At 74.5% G+C, this 14,404-nt stretch carries 12 protein-coding genes and 1 tRNA gene; 9 read left to right on the plus strand and 4 right to left on the minus strand.

What is annotated here, in order from left to right; genetic code table 11:
- The first annotated feature begins 124 nt into the window (after positions 1 to 124).
- The gene (locus tag ACFPP6_RS03225) at positions 125 to 550 is read left to right on the plus strand and encodes an STAS domain-containing protein (protein WP_382037689.1); all 426 of its coding nucleotides are present in this window, start codon (positions 125 to 127) and stop codon (positions 548 to 550) included.
- Here ACFPP6_RS03225 and ACFPP6_RS03230 read toward each other — a convergent pair.
- Positions 512 to 584 (minus strand) — tRNA-Arg (locus tag ACFPP6_RS03230). The genes ACFPP6_RS03225 and ACFPP6_RS03230 overlap by 39 nt on opposite strands.
- A gap of 248 nt (positions 585 to 832) precedes the next feature.
- Between ACFPP6_RS03230 and ACFPP6_RS03235 the strand changes: the two genes are divergently transcribed.
- The 7 genes from ACFPP6_RS03235 to ACFPP6_RS03265 all read left to right on the plus strand — a co-directional run bounded on the left by ACFPP6_RS03235 (position 833) and on the right by ACFPP6_RS03265 (position 10,288).
- A complete protein-coding gene (locus tag ACFPP6_RS03235; RefSeq protein ID WP_382037691.1) occupies positions 833 to 2,509 on the plus strand; it encodes a dynamin family protein in 1,677 nt (558 codons plus the stop codon).
- Entirely contained in the window at positions 2,506 to 4,761 is a 2,256-nt protein-coding gene (locus ACFPP6_RS03240) for a GTPase (protein WP_382036962.1), read from the plus strand. Before ACFPP6_RS03235 ends, ACFPP6_RS03240 begins: the two co-directional genes overlap by 4 nt.
- 179 nt (positions 4,762 to 4,940) lie before the next feature.
- Positions 4,941 to 5,426: a single-stranded DNA-binding protein gene (locus ACFPP6_RS03245; RefSeq protein WP_382036965.1), complete on the plus strand. Its 486-nt coding sequence runs from the start codon at positions 4,941 to 4,943 to the stop codon at positions 5,424 to 5,426.
- A 270-nt stretch (positions 5,427 to 5,696) separates the two neighbouring features.
- The gene (locus tag ACFPP6_RS03250; protein WP_382036968.1) at positions 5,697 to 7,229 is read left to right on the plus strand and encodes a Cys-Gln thioester bond-forming surface protein; all 1,533 of its coding nucleotides are present in this window, start codon (positions 5,697 to 5,699) and stop codon (positions 7,227 to 7,229) included.
- A 169-nt stretch (positions 7,230 to 7,398) separates the two neighbouring features.
- Positions 7,399 to 9,063 (plus strand): energy-dependent translational throttle protein EttA, encoded by a 1,665-nt coding sequence (ettA, locus tag ACFPP6_RS03255; RefSeq protein ID WP_168093200.1) that lies wholly within the window; start codon positions 7,399 to 7,401, stop codon positions 9,061 to 9,063.
- 2 nt (positions 9,064 to 9,065) lie between these two features.
- Positions 9,066 to 9,527: an acyl-CoA thioesterase gene (locus ACFPP6_RS03260; RefSeq protein WP_382036971.1), complete on the plus strand. Its 462-nt coding sequence runs from the start codon at positions 9,066 to 9,068 to the stop codon at positions 9,525 to 9,527.
- Positions 9,524 to 10,288, plus strand: a complete 765-nt coding sequence (locus ACFPP6_RS03265) for a DUF8010 domain-containing protein (RefSeq protein WP_382036974.1) — start codon at positions 9,524 to 9,526, stop codon at positions 10,286 to 10,288. The genes ACFPP6_RS03260 and ACFPP6_RS03265 overlap by 4 nt, the downstream gene beginning before the upstream one ends.
- A 24-nt stretch (positions 10,289 to 10,312) precedes the next feature.
- Here ACFPP6_RS03265 and ACFPP6_RS03270 read toward each other — a convergent pair whose 3' ends face one another.
- Positions 10,313 to 10,717: a globin gene (locus tag ACFPP6_RS03270; protein WP_058044403.1), complete on the minus strand. Its 405-nt coding sequence runs from the start codon at positions 10,715 to 10,717 to the stop codon at positions 10,313 to 10,315.
- An 84-nt stretch (positions 10,718 to 10,801) separates the two neighbouring features.
- Here ACFPP6_RS03270 and ACFPP6_RS03275 point away from each other — a divergent pair, with 84 nt between their 5' ends.
- A complete protein-coding gene (locus ACFPP6_RS03275; RefSeq protein WP_382036977.1) occupies positions 10,802 to 11,785 on the plus strand; it encodes a methyltransferase domain-containing protein in 984 nt (327 codons plus the stop codon).
- Positions 11,786 to 11,813: 28 nt separating this feature from the next.
- Here ACFPP6_RS03275 and ACFPP6_RS03280 read toward each other — a convergent pair whose 3' ends face one another.
- Together ACFPP6_RS03280 and ACFPP6_RS03285 are read right to left on the minus strand one after the other, a co-directional pair.
- A complete protein-coding gene (locus ACFPP6_RS03280; RefSeq protein WP_382036979.1) occupies positions 11,814 to 12,863 on the minus strand; it encodes an FHA domain-containing protein in 1,050 nt (349 codons plus the stop codon).
- 135 nt (positions 12,864 to 12,998) lie between these two features.
- Complete coding sequence (locus ACFPP6_RS03285) at positions 12,999 to 14,378, minus strand: vWA domain-containing protein (protein ID WP_382036981.1); 1,380 nt, start codon at positions 14,376 to 14,378, stop codon at positions 12,999 to 13,001.
- Positions 14,379 to 14,404: the final 26 nt, after the last annotated feature.

A 14,404-nucleotide genomic window follows, 5' to 3' on the forward strand; every position in this document is an offset into this window, starting at 1 on the left:
GAGGAGGCACGTGGTGCCCGTAGAGCGCACGACCGTCCCCGCCCCCGCAGAAGCTCCCCGAGGGGCAGGCGGGCGAGTGTCCGCGTCGCGCTGTCACTCCCCGCCCCCCGGCCCACGAGACCGCGTGCTCACGGTCCGCGGAAGGCTGGACCTCTCCGGGGTCCCGCGACTGCGCGAGCGCCTCCTGCGCGTACCCCACAGCCCCGGAAGCCGGCTGACCCTCGATCTGTCCGGCGTCACCTCCTGCGACGCCCTCGGCCTCGGGCTGCTCGTCGCCGCCGCCCGCTCCGCCCGGCACTCCGGCGGCGACCTCTGCCTCGTGGCACCGTCCCCCGCCGTCGCCCAGGCGCTGAGGGCCAGTGGGCTGAGCAGGATCCTCCCGGTCTTCCCCGGCTTTGACAGGCAGTCCGCCGCCGGGACGGGCGGCGGCCCTGCCCCGGCGCACCCGCCAAACGACCCTGACCAGCAAAAACGCCCCTCCTGGAGGGAGGGGCGTGCGATGTGGAGCGAGCGCCCCCGGCAGGACTCGAACCTGCGGCCAAGCGCTTAGAAGGCGCCTGCTCTATCCACTGAGCTACGGGGGCCGGTGTGTGCGGCGGTCGCGGACGGCTGAAGCCCCGGGCTCGGTGGTGCCGTGACCTTGCCGGGGACAAGGATAGGGCTCCGCTCACCTCGTCCCGGTTGCTTCACCTCCGTGCCACGATGTGGAGGTTTAGTGAAGCGGTCCTGATAATCGCAGGCGGGTACGAATCTTGCACCGTTTTTCACGCCCCAGGCGACGGGTGTTGTGTACTCGTTATGCCTGAGCCCCGTGCGCCACGCCTCGCGCGCCATGGCCTATACGCTTCAAAATCACACCAGAATTGGGCATTCTGCACGTGTGGCGACCTTGGAAGTACGGCCCCGACTGCTCGACGCACTGTCCGCACTGCGTGACCGTGTCGACGCCGCACGCTTCCCGCTCCCCCTTCCCGGCGCCGCCCGCGCCCGCCGAAACCGTGCCGAACTCCTGGCGCAACTCGATGACTACTTGGTGCCCCGCCTGTGCGCCCCCGAAGCGCCGCTGCTCGCGGTCGTCGGGGGATCGACCGGGGCGGGCAAGTCCACCCTCGTCAACTCCCTGGTGGGGCGGCGGGTCACCGAGGCGGGGGTCCTGCGGCCGACGACCCGTACGCCTGTGCTGATCTGCCACCCGGACGACCACCACTGGTTCGCGGGGCAGCGGGTGCTGCCCGAGCTGCGCCGCGTCTGGGTGCCCGCCCAGGACATCACCACCCTCTACGACACCGACCCCGAGGGCCGCCGCGGCGACGAGGACGACGCCGCCGAACCCCCCTCCCTGCGCATCGAGACCGACCGGGCCATGCCGCCCGGCCTCGCCCTCGTCGACGCCCCCGACATCGACTCCCTCGTCGAGCGCAACCGCGAGCTCGCCGCCGAGCTGATCTGCGCCGCCGACATCTGGGTGCTCGTCACCACCGCGACGCGGTACGCCGATGCGGTGCCCTGGCACCTGATGCGCACCGCCAAGGAGTACGACGTCACGCTCGTCACCGTGCTGGACCGGGTGCCCCACCAGGTCGCCACCGAGGTCTCCCGGCACTACGGCGCGCTGCTGGCCGCCGCGGGCCTGGGCGACGTGCCGCGCTTCACCATCCCCGAGCTCCCCGAGTCCGCGGGCGGCGGCACCGGGCTGCTGCCCGACACCGCCGTCGCGGGGCTGCGCGGCTGGCTCCACCAGCGCGCCCAGGACCCCGCCGCGCGCGCCGTGGCCACCGCCCGCACCGTCGCCGGGCTGCTGGCCTCCCTGGCCTCCCGGCTGCCCGGGCTCGCCGGGGCCGCCGCCCTCCAGCACGCCGCCGCCGTCCGGCTGATGCAGCGCGTGGAGGACGCCTACGCGAAGGCCTCGGCGCGCGTGCGGTCCGGGGTCGCCGCCGGGGAGACCCTCGCCGGCGACGCCCTCACCCACTGGCACGGACACCCCGACGACAGCACCTCCGACGAACTGCTCGGCGCGCTCACCGCCTCCCTCGCCGCCCTGGTCGGCTGCGCCGTCGCCGCCGCCGACGAGGAGGTCGCGGCGGCCTGCACGGGCGACCCGGCGGCGGACGCCGTCCTCGCCCCGCGCGACCCGGACGGGGCCGTCGGCAGGATCGGCGTCGCCGTGCGCCGCTGGCGGCGCTGCCTGGAGGAGCTCGCGGAGGAGGAGGTACGGGCCGCCGAGAAGGGCGCCGGGACCGACGCCGACCGGGCCGCCGCGCTGCTGGCCGCCGCCCTGCTCGGCGGGGGACCCGCCCGCGCGGCCGGGGAGGACCTCGCCGAACTGCTCGGCGCCCGGGGCGCCCTGCGCCTGCGCGACCGCGGCGGGCAGCTCCTGGCCGAATGCCTCGACGGCGTGCTCGACGCCGAGCGCGACCGCCGCACCGCCCCGCTCGAAGCCCTCGACGTCACCCCCGACCACCAGGTCGAGCTCATCGCCGCGCTGTCCGTACTGCAGAGGGAGAGGTGACCACCGTGCGCCCCGCCGACCAATCCGCCGATCGATCTGCCGACCGATCCGCCGACCGGCGTGCCGGAACCCGGGACGAACGGTCCGCCGGCCGCCGCCCCGCCCCCGCCTCCGCCCCCGACACCCCCACCTCCGCAGGCAGCTGGGACGACGGCCTCATCGCCCGCCGCGCACGGCCCGACCGCCCCCCGCGCGCGGGCAGCGCACCCGATGCGCGCAACGCGCCCCCGCCGCGCCCGGAGACCCTCCCGCGCCCTCCCGCCGTCCCCGCGCCGCACCCCGGCGCCGCCGTCCTGCGCCCCCGCCTGGACGCCCTGCGCGAGCTCGTCGGGCTCTCCCGGGCGCGGCTGGACCGGCGCACGCTCGCCGAGGCCGGGCGGGTCCTGGACGAGGCCGTCGCCCGGCAGCGCCACCCGCTCGACCTCACCGTCGTGGCCATCGCCGGAGCCTCCGGAAGCGGCAAGTCCACCCTGTTCAACGCGCTCGCCAGGGCCCAGCTGTCGGAGGCCGGCGTGCGCCGCCCCACCACCGCCGCGCCCGTGGCCTGCGTGTGGACGGAGGAGCCCGAGCGCGCGGACGGCGTCCTCGACCGGCTCGGCATCCCCGCCCGCTCGCGGCGGCAGCCCGTCCGCCCCTACGACCCGGCCCTGAACGGGCTCGTCCTGCTCGACCTGCCCGACCACGACTCGGCCAGCCCCGGCCACCGCGAGCAGGTGGACCGGCTCCTCGGGCTCGTCGACGCGGTGATCTGGGTCGTGGACCCGGAGAAGTACGCGGACGCGGTCCTCCACGAGCGCTACCTGCGGCCCCTCGCGGGCTACGCCGAGGTGTCGTTCATCGTCCTCAACCAGGTCGACCGGCTGGGCACGGACGCCGCCGACCAGGTCCTCGACGACCTGCGCCGCCTCCTGGACGACGACGGCATCGCCCTCGGCGAGCACGGCGAGCCCGGCGCCGAGGTCCTGGCCCTGTCGGCCCTCACGGGCGACGGCGTCGGGGAACTGCGCGAGAGCCTCGGCAAGTTCACGGCGTCGCGGGGCGCGGCGCTGCGGCGCCTGACGGCCGACGTGGACGGGGTCTCGGCGCGGCTGCGCGGCGCGTACGTGGCGGACGGGCGGCCGGGGCTGACGGAGTCGGCGCGGCACGAGTTCGAGGACCGGCTGGCCGAGGCGGTGGGCGCCCAGGCGGCGGGGCTGGCCGCGGAACGCGCCTGGCTGCGGGACGCCGGGCGGGCCTGCGGGACGCCGTGGACGCGGGCCCGGCAGTGGTGCGTACGCGGCCGTGCGGCGAGGAAGGCCGCGGGAGCGGCCGCGGCCGGGGCTGCCGGTGTGAGTACGAGTGCGGGTGCGGGTGCGGGTGCGGGTCCGAGGACGGGCACGGGTGTGGGCGCGGATCCGGGCGCGGGGGCGGAGGCGAGGACCGGCGCGGTTGTGCCTGCGCCCGCGTCCCCGTCCCTCCCCGTGACGGAACCCATGACAGAACCCATGACAGAAGGGGCGGGCACGGACGCCGCCGGCCCGGCCGCGCCCCCCTCCCGCGCCGTGTCCCGCCCGCTCGTGGAACAGGCCGTACGCGCCCTGGCCTACGAGGCTTCGGCGGGGCTCCCCGACCCCTGGGCCCTGGCCGTGCGCGAGGCGGCGCGGCGCGGGGCCGAGGGGCTGGCGGAAGCCCTGGACGCGGCGTCCGCCGCCGCTGCCGCCGCGATGGCGGTCGCCGGGGCGCCGGGGCGGCCGGGGATGTGGCGCACGGGCGCCCGCCGGGCGAGCGCGTGGTGCACGGGCGTGGGCCGCCCGGCCGCGCCGCCGGAGGCCGGCGGGGATTCCTCCGGGCGGACCGGGTGGCGCACCGGCGGGCGGCTCGTCGGCGGGCGGCGTGCGCGCGGAGGCGGTGCGGCCCGGCCGGTCCGGCCCGGGTGGTGGGCCGTGGCCGCCGCGGTGCAGTGGGTGCTGTCGGTGCTGCAGGCCGTCGCCGCGGCATGGCTGCTCGGGGTGCTGACCGGCGCCTGGGGCGGCGACTGGTGGGTGCCGGGGCCGCTGCTGGCGGGAGGCGTCGCGGGCGGGCCGGCCCTGGCCTGGTGCTGCCGCGCGATGGCGCGCGGGCCTGCGCGCCGGTACGGGCTGGAGACGGAGCGGCGGCTGCGCAACGCGGCCGCGGGCTGCGGGCGGGAGCGGGTGCTGGAGCCCGTGGCGGCGGAGCTGCTGCGGTATCAGGAGGTGCGCGCCCAGTACGTGATCGCGGCGGGCGAGGCGTGAGGGAGGCGAAGCTCCCTCCGTGAGCCCGTGAGCCCGTCCGTATCTGAGCCCGTGAGGGTGACGCAGTTCTCCACAACCGGCCCCTGGTCCACAGCCCTCAGCGGGATGTTCCGCGCACGGGCAGCATGGCTTCACGAAGCACGAAGCAAGTGGTTCCGGAACGGGGGAGGGCGGTCCGTATGAACGAGACGCTGGTGACGGTCGTGGGAAACGTCGCGACGGAGCCGGACTACCGGGAGGCGGCGAACGGCTCGCCGTCCTCGCGGTTCCGGTTGGCGGCGACGGTGCGCCGCTGGGACCGGTCCAAGGAGGAGTGGGCGGACGCGTACACGAGCTTCTACACCGTGTGGGCGTGGCGCGCGCTCGCGGCCAACGTGGTGGCGTCGCTGGACGTGGGGGAACCGGTCGTGGTGCAGGGCAAGTTGCGCATCCGCGAGGAGGAGCGCGAGGGGAAGAGGTGGCTGTCGGCGGAGATTGACGCCGTGTCGGTCGGCCACGACCTCAGCCGCGGGACGTCGGTGTTCCGCAGGGTGTCGCCGGCGAGGGCGCTGCCGGCGGAGCCGTCCGCCCGGGGATCCGCCCCGGGATCTGCTCCGGCACCCGCTCCGTCACCCGCTCCGGATCCGGCTGCCGTCCCCGCCGACGCGGAGCCGCCGCCCTTCTGAAATGGCGTGGTTTGTCCCGGTGATTTATCGATATTGCCAGGTCAGGCCGCGTTTCCCCGGTAACGATTCCGATTCGGATCGATTGAGCGGCCCCTCCCGTGGGGATGGTGTCGCGCTCGCTCTTTAAGATCACGTTCACAGCAACGTGTCACGGGGGGCCGCGGCGGCGTGTCCACAGCCGCGCGCGACAGCGTGCAACGGGGGCTTCTGAGTCGTGAGTTCGGTGGCGAGGCGCGCCGACTTGTTCTGCGTTCGCCCGGAAGGAAGTCGATGATTTCTGTCAGGAGGCGGGGATCCGCCCGCCTTGCCGCAGCCGCCCTGGCGACGGGACTGGCCGCGGTGGGCACGATAGCCGCGGCGGGCCCCGCCGCCGCGGACGACGCGCCGCAGAACCCGGGGGGCGTCGCCGCCACGCTCGGCGGCATCACCGCGGGTTCGGGCGCCGTGGTGCACGACCGGCGCAAGACGGGCGAGGTCCCCGCGGGCCTGTTCGAGATGAAGGTCGACGGGGGCGGCACGCTCCAGACCTACTGCATCGACATCCTCACCAACCGGGTGGACGGCGCGCGCTACCGCGAGGTCGGCTGGGGCGAGTCGTCCCTGCACGCCAACAAGGACGCGGGGAAGATCCGCTGGATCCTCCAGCACTCCTACCCCCAGGTGAACGACCTCGCCGCGCTCGCCAAGGACGCCGGTACGGGCCCCCTCGACGCGAACACCGCCGCCGCGGGCACCCAGGTGGCCATCTGGCGGTACTCGGACGGCGCCCGGGTCGACGCCAAGGACCCCGCCGCCGAGAAGCTCGCCGACTACCTCTACAAGAGCGCGAAGGACGTCGAGGAGCCCGAGGCGTCCCTGACCCTCACGCCGCCGGCGCTCTCCGGCAAGCCCGGCCGGAAGCTCGGCCCGGTCGCCGTGCGGACCACGGCGAGCAGTGTCACCATCACTCCTTCAGGTGATGCCGTGGCCCGGGGCGTGAAGATCGTCGACAAGGACGGCAAGCCCGTCGCCGCCACCGGCAACGGCGGCGAGTTCTACGTGGACGTCCCCGCGGGCGCCCCCGACGGCTCCATGTCGCTGAAGGCCACGGGCGCCGCCAAGGTCCCGGTCGGCCGGGTCCTCATCGGTGATCACACCACGACCCAGACGCAGATCCTGGCCGGCTCCAGCGAGAGCGCCGTCTCCGCGGGCGCCACCGCGAACTGGACGGGCAAGGGCGCCGCCCCGGCCCTGTCCGCCCGGAAGAACTGCGCCAAGGGCGGCGTCGACGTCACCGCCGACAACCAGGGCGACGCCCCCTTCACCTACGAGCTGGCCGGCAAGAAGCACACCGTGGCGCCCGGCAAGTCGGAGACCACCCTGGTGAAGGTCGGCGAGGACCGCGCGTACCGGTTCACGATCACGGGCCCGGGCGGCCTGTCCAGGACCTTCGCCGGGATCATGGACTGTGCGACCTCCGCCGCCACCGCGGCCGCGGCCCCCGCGGCCCCCGCGGGCGGCACCGCGGGACCCGGCCCCGAGTCCGGCCCGGTGTCCGGCGCCGCGGGCGGCGGCGACGGCGGGGACGGCGGCGGCACCGCGGACGACGGCACCAAGGCCACCCTGGCCTCCCGCATGAGCCCGGCGTCCACGGGCGGGGGCTCCGGCAAGGCGGCCGCCGTCCGGGCCGACGGAGACCTGGCCGCGACCGGCGGCAGCCACACGACGCCCACGATCGCCGGCATGGCGATAGCGCTGATCGTCGCCGGCAGCGGCGCGGTCTACCTCCTGCGCCGCGAGCGGGCGGCGGCCTCCGGGGAGTGAGCGGCGGGCGGGGCGCCACGGGGCCTGCGGGCCCCGTGGTGTCCGCCCGGGAGCGGGCCGCGTCCGTATCGGGTTTCCGCCCCGGGCGTCCGGTGCGGCAAGATGGGTGTATCTGCCCTCACGCGGCGGAGCCGCACATTGGCCCTTCTCGATTGCCGGACGGTTTCTCTTGGCTGAGTACATCTACACCATGCGCAAGACGCGCAAGGCGCACGGCGACAAGGTCATCCTCGATGACGTGACGCTGAGCTTCCTGCCCGGTGCGAAGATCGGTGTGGTCGGCCCCAACGGTGCCGGTAAGTCCACCGTCCTCAAGATCATGGCGGGCCTGGAGCAGCCGTCCAACGGCGACGCGTTCCTCTCGCCCGGCTACAGCGTCGGCATCCTGATGCAGGAGCCGAAGCTGGACGAGTCCAAGACGGTCCTGGAGAACGTCGAGGACGGCGTCGCGGAGATCAAGGGCAAGCTCAACCGCTTCAACGAGATCGCCGAGCTCATGGCGACCGACTACTCCGACGCGCTGCTCGACGAGATGGGCAAGCTCCAGGAGGAACTCGACCACGCCAACGCCTGGGACCTCGACGCCCAGCTGGAGCAGGCCATGGACGCCCTGGGCTGCCCGCCCGCCGACTGGCCGGTCGTCAACCTCTCCGGTGGCGAGAAGCGCCGCGTCGCGCTCTGCAAGCTGCTGCTCGAGGCCCCCGACCTGCTGCTCCTCGACGAGCCCACCAACCACCTCGACGCCGAGTCGGTGAACTGGCTGGAGCAGCACCTGGCCAAGTACGCGGGCACCGTCGTGGCGATCACCCACGACCGGTACTTCCTCGACAACGTCGCCGAGTGGATCCTGGAGCTCGACCGCGGCCGCGCGATCCCCTACGAGGGCAACTACTCCACCTACCTGGAGAACAAGGCCGCCCGTCTGAAGGTCGAGGGCCAGAAGGACGCCAAGCGCCAGAAGCGCCTCAAGGAAGAGCTGGAGTGGGTCCGCTCCAACGCCAAGGGCCGTCAGGCCAAGTCCAAGGCGCGCCTCGCCCGTTACGAGGAGATGGCCGCCGAGGCCGACAAGATGCGGAAGCTGGACTTCGAGGAGATCCAGATCCCGCCGGGCCCGCGCCTGGGCTCCATCGTCGTCGAGGTCAACAACCTCTCCAAGGCCTTCGGCGAGAAGGTCCTCATCGACGACCTGTCCTTCACCCTGCCGCGCAACGGCATCGTGGGCGTCATCGGCCCGAACGGCGCCGGCAAGACCACGCTGTTCAAGATGATCCAGGGCCTGGAGACCCCGGACTCCGGTTCGATCAAGGTCGGCGAGACCGTCAAGATCTCGTACGTCGACCAGAGCCGCGCCAACATCGACCCCAAGAAGACGCTGTGGGCCGTCGTCTCCGACGAGCTGGACTACATCAACGTCGGCCACGTCGAGATGCCCTCGCGCGCCTACGTCTCCGCGTTCGGCTTCAAGGGCCCGGACCAGCAGAAGCCGGCCGGCGTGCTCTCCGGCGGTGAGCGCAACCGCCTCAACCTGGCGCTGACCCTCAAGCAGGGCGGCAACCTGCTGCTCCTCGACGAGCCGACCAACGACCTCGACGTCGAGACCCTCTCCTCCCTGGAGAACGCCCTGCTCGACTTCCCGGGCGCCGCTGTGGTCGTCTCCCACGACCGCTGGTTCCTGGACCGGGTGGCCACGCACATCCTGGCCTACGAGGGCGACTCGAAGTGGTTCTGGTTCGAGGGCAACTTCGAGTCCTACGAGAAGAACAAGATCGAGCGCCTCGGCCCGGACGCGGCCCGTCCGCACCGCGCCACCTACAAGAAGCTCACCCGGGGCTGATCGTGGCGCGCCACCTGTACTCCTGCCCCCTGCGCTGGTCGGACATGGACGCCTTCGGCCATGTGAACAACGCGGTCTTCATCCGCTACCTCGAAGAGGCGCGGATCGACTTCATGTTCCGGCTGGCGCCGGGGGAGGGGAGCACGTCGTTCCAGGGCGGGTCCGTCGTGGCCCGGCACGAGATCGACTACCTGCGCCCCCTGGTGCACCGGCATGCGCCGGTGACCGTGGAGACGTGGGTGACGCGGCTCGGCGCCGCGTCCCTGACCGTCGCCTACGAGGTCAAGGACGAGGAGCACGTCTACGTCCGCGCCAGCACCGTCGTCGTCCCCTTCGACTTCGAGGCGGGCCGCCCCCGGCGGATCACCGCCGAGGAGCGGATGTTCCTGGAGGAGTTCCGGGACGAGGCGGAGACCGGCGGCGGGCGCGGCGACACGTCCCCCAAGGAGGCCGTCGCCGTATGACGGGGCTCCAGCCTCCGGCCGGGCAGCGGCTGCGGTTCGCCGATGCCGGGGAGACGGCCGACCTGGTCGCCTTCCTGGCCCGGCTGATCCACTACGACCGGGCCGCCGTGGTCCGGCTGCAGGCCGCCGGCGGGGTGCTCGGCGTCTTCGGCCGGCCGCCCTCCTTCGAGGTGCTGGCGGTCCGCACGGCCCGGCTGGCCCACGGCGGGGCGCTGGACGTCACCGTCTCGGCCGGGCAGCTCGCCGACGCCCTGGACACGGCGCCCGCCGCGCCCTCGGGCGAGCTGGAGATCACCGTCCCCGGTGCCGTCACCGGCCCGCCCTGGGCCGGGGTGCTGCCGCCCCGCGGCGGCTGGCGGCGCGTGGAGGGCCTTCCCGGCCAGGAGGCCCTGAGGAGCGCGGTCGGCGCTGCGGTCGCGGAGTTCCGCGCGCGCGACGAGGCACTGCCCGAGCAGCGCCGCACACGGGTCGAGCGCGACCGCATCGGCCGCGAGATCTGGTCCCGCACCCTCGGCGAGACGGGGCTGCCGCTGCGCGCGGTCCACGCCGCGCAGTCGCTGGGCTTCCTGCGGCCCGTGCGCGCCGGTGCGGGCTCCGTGAGCGGCTCGTCGGCGCCGGGCGCCCGCACGGGCACCGCCCTGGCGCCCGAGGCGCCGGTGATGCTCTTCGCGGCGGCCGGCTGGCTGCGGCTGACCACGCCGTACGGCTCCATCGCGGTACGGACGGGCGGGGTCTCCGGGCTGACGGTCACGCCCGCCTGAGGCCCGGCCGGCCGCAGGAGCAGCTCAGCCCTCGGTGTTCACCATCGACGCCGCCGCGTACGTCAGGTAGTTCCACAGCTGCTGCTCCAGCTCCGGAGCGAGCTGCAGCTCGTCCACCGCGTCCCGCATGTGCCGCAGCCACGCGTCGTGCGCGGCCCGGTCGACGGTGAAGGGTGCGTGGCGCATCCGCAGCCGCGGGTGGCCCCGGTTCTCGCTGTACGTCCGCGGCCCGCCCCAGTACTGCATGAGGAAGAGCACCAGGCGCTCCTCGGCCGGGCCGAGGTCCTCCTCGGGGTACATCGGCCGCAGCAGGGGGTCGCCCGCCACGCCCTCGTAGAAGCGGCGGACCAGGCGCCGGAAGGTCTCCTCGCCGCCGACCTGCTCGTAGAAGGTCTGCTCCTGAAGCGTGCCGCGCGGAATCTCAATCACCCCTCCATGGTCTCAGACGGACCGGCCGAGGACCGGCGATGTAGGACCTTCGCACAAACCGCGGCCGCGGCGCACAGTGGAGGCATGGGTGCCACCCATCTGAAGCGGGACATGGAGCTGTCCTCGGCGCTGCGGACCGAGCTGGTCGAGAGGCTGCGGGCGGCCGGCGAGCTGACCGACCCCCGGTGGCGGCGCGCCTTCGCCGAGGTGCCCCGGGAGCTGTTCGTCCCCGTCTACTACGCCGGTGTCGTCGGCGGCTACCGGCGCCTGTCCGGAGGCGACCCCGACCCCCTGGGCCACGAGAACTGGCTGGTCGGCGCCTACGCGGACGACCCGCTCGCCACCCGCGTCCGCGACGGCGAGCTGATCTCCTCCAGCAGCCAGCCCTCCCTGATGGCCAGGATGCTCTCCGCCCTGAACGTCCAGGACGGCCACCGCGTGCTGGAGATCGGCACGGGCACCGGCTACAACGCGGCCCTGCTCGCCCACCGCCTCGGCGACGGCAACGTCACCACCGTCGACCTCGACCCGGAGATCACCGCCTCCGCCCGCGACCACCTCACCGAGGCGGGCTTCCACCCGGAGGTCGTCACGGGCGACGGAGCGCTGGGCTGCCCGTGGCGCGCCCCGTTCGACCGGATCCTCGCCACCTGCGCCGTCTCCCGGGTGCCGCCCGCCTGGATCGCGCAGACGCGACCGGACGGCCTGGTCCTCGCCCCGCTCGCCACCGGCCTGATCGCGCTGCGGGTCGCGGACGCCACGCACGCCGAGGGAAGGTTCCTGCGCACCCCCGCCTACTTCGTCCCGCTGCGCGGAGGTGCGGCCGCGCCGGTGCCCAGGATCCGGGGCCTGCCCTGCCGGCTGCTGCAGAGCGAGCGCTTCCGCTTCCTGCTGACACTGACCGCCGGTGCGCTGGACCCGGCGGACGCCCACGCCGTCTGGCGCGCCGAGGGCCGCCCGGGGCGCGAGCGCTTCGGCGTCTCGGTCGCGGGCGACGCCCAGTGGGCGTGGCTGGACCACCCCGAGGGCCCGTGCAGGTGGCCGCTGGGCGGTACGCGCCGGCCGTGACGGGCCCGGGACCGGCGTCCGGGGCCCGTCAGCCCCGGTGCAGCGTGATCGTCGTCCACGCCCCCACGTGCACCCGGTCGCCGTCCTGCAGCGGCACGGGCACGTAGGGCTGGATCGGCGTCTCCGAGCCGTTGATGGTGGTGCCGTTGGTGGAGTCCTGGTCGACCACGGCCCAGCCGCCGTCGGGCTGCTGCACGAACATCGCGTGCTGGTGCGAGACGCCGGGGTCCTCCGGCGGGCGCGACAGGTCGATGTCCGGCGACTCGCCGGTGCTGTGGCGCCGCCGCCCGACCGTCACCTGGGGCCCGTTGAGCGGCAGCTGCAGCTCGGGGGAGTACGCCGGGAGGTTGAGCCCGGCGGCCTCCGGGCCGCTGCGGTTCATCATCGCCATGAAGTACTCGCGGTCGGGCGCCACGACGGCCGTCCACCCGGCCGGCGCGTGCTGCTGCGGAGCCTGCTGCTGCCCCGGCACCCCGCCCGTCGCCGCGTGCTCGTAACCGTAGGGCGAGGCGGGCGGCGCCGTGGCCGCGCCCGGCGGGGGCAGCATCCAGTCGCCGCCGGCCTCGTCCGCGTAGACCGGCTCGGCGTACGGCGAGGACGTGTGCGTCTCCGGAGTGAGCGGTTCGGCCGGGCGGTTGATCCGCGACGGGCGCGAGCCGTAGTACTCGTAGGACTGCGGCGGCTGGGTGTGCTGCGGCGGGGGCGGCGGAGCCGACTGCAACCCCTGCGGGGACAGCGGTGGCGGCGGCCCGAACGAAGCCCCCGTCCGGGTCAGGAAGTTGTACCGGCACTCCTCGCAGAAAGGTGCCTGCGCCTCCCGGGGCGTACGGCAGTGCGGGCACAGCTCGGCCTGGACGGTCGTGTCCCCGGTGTGCCCGCCGAAGCCGTAGCCGGGCGCGCCCTGCGGGCCGCTCGGGGGCGGCAGGGGCGCGCCGGTGGGCGGTGCGGGGGGAGGCGGCGGGACGGCGCCCGTGGCTCCGGCGGGGCCGGGCCGGTCGGGCGCCCCCGACATGCGGTGGCCGCACACCTCGCACCAGTCCTCGGCCGTCGACTGGTGGCCGTTCGGGCAGGTCGGCATGTCGGTTGATCCCCCTCGTGTGCCGTTCGTTGCGGTCGTTGCCGGCGGGGCGGTGGCCTGCCGGCGGTTGCTTCCCGGGGTCGGGGCGGACGGTCCGCGCCGCGGCACACTCTGCGGCCGCCACGCCTCCCGGCGCTACTTCTTCACCCGTACGGTTTTCGTCGAGCGTGTTTCGAGGGTCATCTGCGCCTCCGCCGTGACCTTCGCCTTCAGCCGCACAGTACCCGTCGCGGCGTCCACCACGTCCACCACCTTGGCGAGGAGTTTCGCGGTGTCCTCGTTGCCGGAGCGGTTCGCCAGCTGGACGGCGCGGCCGAGCTTGGCCGTCGCCCCGTCGATGTCACCCGACCGGCGCAGGTCCAGGCCCTGCTGGATGACCCGGGCCAGCTCGGCCTGACCGGTGTAGTGCGCGACCTGGGGGTTGAGGGAGGTGGACGCGGCGAGGTCGTCCGTCCAGAACGCCCGGACGAGCCCCTGCGCCAGCACCTGCGGCGAGGAGCCCGCGGGCGCGGGCAGCACCGGCGAGACGCGGGCGGCGAGCATCTCCTCGCCCACCGCGGCGGCGGGCACCCGCACGCACAGGTGGTAGTCGCGGGACTCGTCGCCCCAGGAGCCGGTGGGGTAGTCGCCGATGCGCGGGCCGGCGTCCACGCGCCGCTCGGTCAGCGTCTCCAGGGACGGTGCGACCTGCTTGAGGAACTGCACCTCGGCGCCCTGCGGCGTCCACAGGCGCAGGGCCACGTCCGCGACCTCCTTGCCCATGGCGTTCTCCATCATCCGCGTGAAGTCGGCGGACAGCCCGGCCGGGTCGGCGACGATGTCGGCCGTGCCCAGAAGCGCCGAGGCGATGCCGGTGACCTCCTTGACCTCCCAGTCGGTGCCCACCCCGCGCGCGTCACAGGTGAACCGGCCCGCGCAGACCTTCAGCGAGGCGCGCAGGGCGTCGGGCTCCTCGTGCTCGTTGCGCCCGTCGGTGAGGAGGATGCCGTGCCGTATCGGCGCCTCGGACGACTCCAGCAGCCGGTCGGCCAGGCGCAGCCAGGTGCCGATCGCGGTGCCGCCGCCCGGGGTGAGCTTGCGCAGGGCGTCCTTGGCCTGCTGCCGGGTGGTGGCGTCGGCCAGCGCGAGCCGCCCGCCGCCGGGGTAGGCCTCCTTCGCCTGGTGGGTGCCGGCCACGACGGCGAAGGCCACGCCGTCGCGCAGGGTGTCGATGGCGGCCGCCGTGGCGGCGCGGGCGTTGCGCATCTTGGTCGGCGGGTAGTCCATCGACCCGGAGCAGTCGACCATGACGACCACGGCCGCGTCGGGGCCGGCGGCCCGCTGCCCGTAGGACGCCGGGGACTGATGGGGCACCAGGGGAGTCCGGGAGGCGAGCGGCGTCTCCGCCATGGTCCCTCCGCCCGTGGCGGTGACCGTGACGATCGCGTCGACCTCGCGCCCGCCTTCCGGCAGATGGGCGTTCTGGTACACCTCGACCGTGAACCGGTGCTCGCTCGGCTTGGAGAAATTGGCCATCTGATCCGCTCCTCGGTACTCCGTCC

The organism is Streptomyces aureoversilis, assembly GCF_042657885.1.
GTDB lineage: Bacteria > Actinomycetota > Actinomycetes > Streptomycetales > Streptomycetaceae > Streptomyces > Streptomyces aureoversilis.